Origin of the sequence: Kushneria pakistanensis (assembly GCF_014652795.1) — a bacterium.
Classification (GTDB): domain Bacteria; phylum Pseudomonadota; class Gammaproteobacteria; order Pseudomonadales; family Halomonadaceae; genus Kushneria; species Kushneria pakistanensis.
In genome coordinates this window covers 1-5,007 of sequence record NZ_BMZM01000008.1, presented here as the reverse complement: position 1 = coordinate 5,007, position 5,007 = coordinate 1, and the positions used below count along the sequence as shown (strand labels likewise).

The following is a 5,007-nucleotide window of genomic DNA, read 5'->3' as shown; positions in this document are numbered from 1 at the left end:
TCGTATCCGGCGTCGTGTGACGCGAACCACTTGGGTGTTATATGGTCAAGCCTCACGGGCAATTAGTACGCGTCAGCTCAATGCATTGCTGCACTTACACACCGCGCCTATCGACCTCGTCGTCTTCGAGGGCCCTTCAGGGAGCTCGAGGCTCCAGGGAAGTTTCATCTTGAAGGGGGCTTCCCGCTTAGATGCCTTCAGCGGTTATCCCTTCCGCACATAGCTACCCGGCGGTGCCATTGGCATGACAACCGGTACACCAGCGGTGCGTCCACTCCGGTCCTCTCGTACTAGGAGCAGCACTTCTCAAACTTCCGACGCCCACGGCAGATAGGGACCGAACTGTCTCACGACGTTCTAAACCCAGCTCGCGTACCACTTTAAATGGCGAACAGCCATACCCTTGGGACCGACTTCAGCCCCAGGATGTGATGAGCCGACATCGAGGTGCCAAACACCGCCGTCGATATGAACTCTTGGGCGGTATCAGCCTGTTATCCCCGGAGTACCTTTTATCCGTTGAGCGATGGCCCTTCCATACAGAACCACCGGATCACTAGAACCTGCTTTCGCACCTGCTCGACGTGTCTGTCTCGCAGTCAAGCACCCTTATGCTCTTGCACTCATTGCACGATTTCCAACCGTGCTGAGGGTACCTTAGTGCTCCTCCGTTACGCTTTAGGAGGAGACCGCCCCAGTCAAACTACCCACCACACACTGTCCTCACACCGGATCACGGTGCGGAGTTAGAACGCCGATGATACCAGGCTGGTATTTCAAGGTTGGCTCCACCCCGACTGGCGTCGGGGTTTCAAAGCCTCCCAGCTATCCTACACAAGTAACATCAGCGTCCAGTGTGAAGCTATAGTAAAGGTTCACGGGGTCTTTCCGTCTAGCCGCGGGTACACTGCATCTTCACAGCGATTTCAATTTCACTGAGTCTCGGGTGGAGACAGCGTGGCCATCATTACGCCATTCGTGCAGGTCGGAACTTACCCGACAAGGAATTTCGCTACCTTAGGACCGTTATAGTTACGGCCGCCGTTTACCGGGGCTTCGATCAAGAGCTTCGCCCGAGGGCTAACACCATCAATTAACCTTCCGGCACCGGGCAGGCGTCACACCCTATACGTCCGCTTACGCGTTGGCAGAGTGCTGTGTTTTTAATAAACAGTTGCAGCCACCTGGTCTCTTCGGCCGGTCAGGGCTAGGGGAGCAAGTCCCGTCACCTTCACCGGCGCACCTTCTCCCGAAGTTACGGTGCCATTTTGCCTAGTTCCTTCACCCGAGTTCTCTCATACGCCTTGGTATTCTCTACCTGACCACCTGTGTCGGTTTGGGGTACGGTCGCATGTTATCTGAAGCTTAGAGGCTTTTCCCGGAAGCGTGGCATCAGTGACTTCCAGCCCGTGGGCTGTTCGTCTCGCGTCTCGGCTTTAAAGAGGACCGGATTTGCCTGATCCCCAGGCCTACTCGCTTTCACCGGGACAACCAGCGCCCGGCTCACCTAGCCTTCTTCGTCCCCCCATCGCAATAACATCCGGTACGGGAATATTGACCCGTTTCCCATCGACTACGCCTTTCGGCCTCGCCTTAGGGGCCGACTCACCCTGCTCCGATTGACGTCGAACAGGAACCCTTGGTCTTCCGGCGGGGGAGGTTTTCACTCCCCTTGTCGTTACTCATGTCAGCATTCGCACTTGTGATACCTCCAGCATACCTCACGATACACCTTCGCAGGCTTACACAACGCTCCTCTACCGCGCATCCATAAGGATGCACCCGCAGCTTCGGTACCCGGTTTGAGCCCCGTTACATCTTCCGCGCAGGCCGACTCGACCAGTGAGCTATTACGCTTTCTTTAAAGGATGGCTGCTTCTAAGCCAACCTCCTGGCTGTCTATGCCTTCCCACATCGTTTCCCACTTAACCGGGATTTTGGGACCTTGGCTGGCGGTCTGGGTTGTTTCCCTTTTCACAACGGACGTTAGCACCCGCTGTGTGTCTCCCACGCTGTACTCACCGGTATTCGGAGTTTGCCTCGGGTTGGTAAGCCGGGATGGCCCCCTAGCCGAAACAGTGCTCTACCCCCGGTGGTAATACGTGAGGCGCTACCTAAATAGCTTTCGAGGAGAACCAGCTATCTCCGAGCTTGATTAGCCTTTCACTCCGATCCACAGCTCATCCCAGCATTTTTCAACATACTTGGGTTCGGACCTCCAGTCAGTGTTACCTGACCTTCATCCTGGCCATGGATAGATCGCCCGGTTTCGGGTCTATTCCCAGCAACTAAGTCGCCCATTTAAGACTCGGTTTCCCTGCGCCTCCCCTATTCGGTTAAGCTCGCTACTGAGAATAAGTCGCTGACCCATTATACAAAAGGTACGCAGTCACAGAACAAGTCTGCTCCCACTGCTTGTACGCACACGGTTTCAGGATCTATTTCACTCCCCTCGCCGGGGTTCTTTTCGCCTTTCCCTCACGGTACTGGTTCACTATCGGTCAGTCAGGAGTATTTAGCCTTGGAGGATGGTCCCCCCATGTTCAGTCAGGGTTTCACGTGCCCCGACCTACTCGATTTCACAATGCTCGGATTTCGGCTACGGGACTATCACCCGCTATGGTCAGACTTCCCAGACTGTTCGCCTATCGGTTGCACTGCTTAAGGGCTGGTCCCCGTTCGCTCGCCGCTACTGGGGGAATCTCAATTGATGTCTTTTCCTCGGGGTACTTAGATGTTTCAGTTCTCCCGGTTCGCCTTCATGAGTTATGTATTGGCTCATGAATACTCATCTTGTGATGAGTGGGTTTCCCCATTCGGAAATCGCCGGGTCGCAGGTCATTTGCCACCTCACCGACGCTTATCGCAGGCTGTCACGTCCTTCATCGCCTCTGACTGCCTAGGCATCCACCGTGTGCGCTTAATCGCTTGACCATATAACCCCAAGGGGTCCGGTCTCACGATCACACGACATTTCGCCGGATACGTATGAGACGTATCACAACAAATTTACGTTGTCTGTCGGTCGGGTCACGACGCTCTCGCAAGCGAGAGGTGTTCACCGACCGACAGGTCAGCATGATCCACATTGTTAAAGAGCGTACTGTCAAAAAGACAGTCAGAAATCATGTCGATGATTGTCATCATCATGACTTTTGACTGTGGTTTCATCAGTAGTAAAGCGAGAGACTGGACACCGGGCTGTATGGTGGAGCCTAGCGGGATCGAACCGCTGACCTCCTGCGTGCAAGGCAGGCGCTCTCCCAGCTGAGCTAAGGCCCCGACAGGTTGGTGGGTCTGGGCAGACTCGAACTGCCGACCTCACCCTTATCAGGGGTGCGCTCTAACCAACTGAGCTACAGACCCAGGCATCTTCGCTCTATCCGATCAGGCAATTTGTGTGGACGCGCTGGTTCGCGTGAGCACTATGTCGTTTAAGGAGGTGATCCAGCCGCAGGTTCCCCTACGGCTACCTTGTTACGACTTCACCCCAGTCATGAACCACACCGTGGTGATCGCTCTCCCGAAGGTTAAGCTAACCACTTCTGGTGCAGTCCACTCCCATGGTGTGACGGGCGGTGTGTACAAGGCCCGGGAACGTATTCACCGTGGCATTCTGATCCACGATTACTAGCGATTCCGACTTCACGGAGTCGAGTTGCAGACTCCGATCCGGACTGAGGCCGGCTTTATGGGATTGGCTTCACGTCGCCGCTTCGCAACCCTTTGTACCGGCCATTGTAGCACGTGTGTAGCCCTGCTCGTAAGGGCCATGATGACTTGACGTCGTCCCCACCTTCCTCCGGTTTGTCACCGGCAGTCTCCCTGAAGTTCCCGGCCGGACCGCTGGCAAAAAGGGATAGGGGTTGCGCTCGTTACGGGACTTAACCCAACATTTCACAACACGAGCTGACGACAGCCATGCAGCACCTGTCTCTGCGCTCCCGAAGGCACTCTCCCATCTCTGGGAGATTCGCAGGATGTCAAGAGCAGGTAAGGTTCTTCGCGTTGCATCGAATTAAACCACATGCTCCACCGCTTGTGCGGGCCCCCGTCAATTCATTTGAGTTTTAGCCTTGCGGCCGTACTCCCCAGGCGGTCGACTTATTGCGTTAACTGCGCCACCAAACCCTCAAGGGGTCCAACGGCTGGTCGACATCGTTTACGGCGTGGACTACCAGGGTATCTAATCCTGTTTGCTACCCACGCTTTCGCGCCTCAGCGTCAGTGTCAGTCCAGAAGGCCGCCTTCGCCACTGGTATTCCTCCCGATCTCTACGCATTTCACCGCTACACCGGGAATTCCACCTTCCTCTCCTGCACTCTAGCCAGCCAGTTCCGAATGCCGTTCCCGGGTTGAGCCCGGGGCTTTCACATCCGGCTTGACGAGCCGCCTACGCGCCCTTTACGCCCAGTAATTCCGATTAACGCTTGCACCCTCCGTATTACCGCGGCTGCTGGCACGGAGTTAGCCGGTGCTTCTTCTGTGGGTGATGTCCTTCCTCGCGGGTATTAACCACAAGGCATTCTTCCCCACTGAAAGTGCTTTACAACCCGAAGGCCTTCTTCACACACGCGGCATGGCTGGATCAGGGTTTCCCCCATTGTCCAATATTCCCCACTGCTGCCTCCCGTAGGAGTCCGGGCCGTGTCTCAGTCCCGGTGTGGCTGATCATCCTCTCAGACCAGCTACGGATCGCAGCCTTGGTGAGCCGTTACCTCACCAACAAGCTAATCCGACATGGGCTCATCCGATAGCGCAAGGTCCGAAGATCCCCTGCTTTCTCCCGTAGGACGTATGCGGTATTAGCTCGGGTTTCCCCGAGTTATCCCCCACTATCGGGCAGATTCCCATGCATTACTCACCCGTCCGCCGCTCGTCAGCGGGTAGCAAGCTACCCCTGTTACCGCTCGACTTGCATGTGTTAGGCCTGCCGCCAGCGTTCAATCTGAGCCATGATCAAACTCTTCAGTTTATTTTGAAGCTTTGAGATTCGTTTCGAAGACT

At 55.6% G+C, this 5,007-nt stretch carries 2 tRNA genes and 2 rRNA genes; all 4 read right to left on the bottom strand.

The features are described from left to right. Nucleotides 1–41: 41 nt before the first annotated feature. The 4 genes from IE123_RS16075 to IE123_RS16060 all read right to left on the bottom strand — a co-directional run bounded on the left by IE123_RS16075 (nucleotide 42) and on the right by IE123_RS16060 (nucleotide 4,975). Nucleotides 42–2,934: ribosomal RNA gene (locus tag IE123_RS16075) — 23S ribosomal RNA — on the bottom strand. A 272-nt stretch (nucleotides 2,935–3,206) separates the two neighbouring features. Next, a tRNA-Ala gene (locus IE123_RS16070) sits at nucleotides 3,207–3,282 on the bottom strand. Between the two features lie 7 nt (nucleotides 3,283–3,289). After that, nucleotides 3,290–3,366, bottom strand: a tRNA-Ile gene (locus IE123_RS16065). Nucleotides 3,367–3,435: 69 nt separating this feature from the next. Next, nucleotides 3,436–4,975 (bottom strand): 16S ribosomal RNA (locus IE123_RS16060). The 16S and 23S rRNA genes sit together here with 2 tRNA genes alongside, the layout of an rRNA operon. Nucleotides 4,976–5,007: the final 32 nt, after the last annotated feature.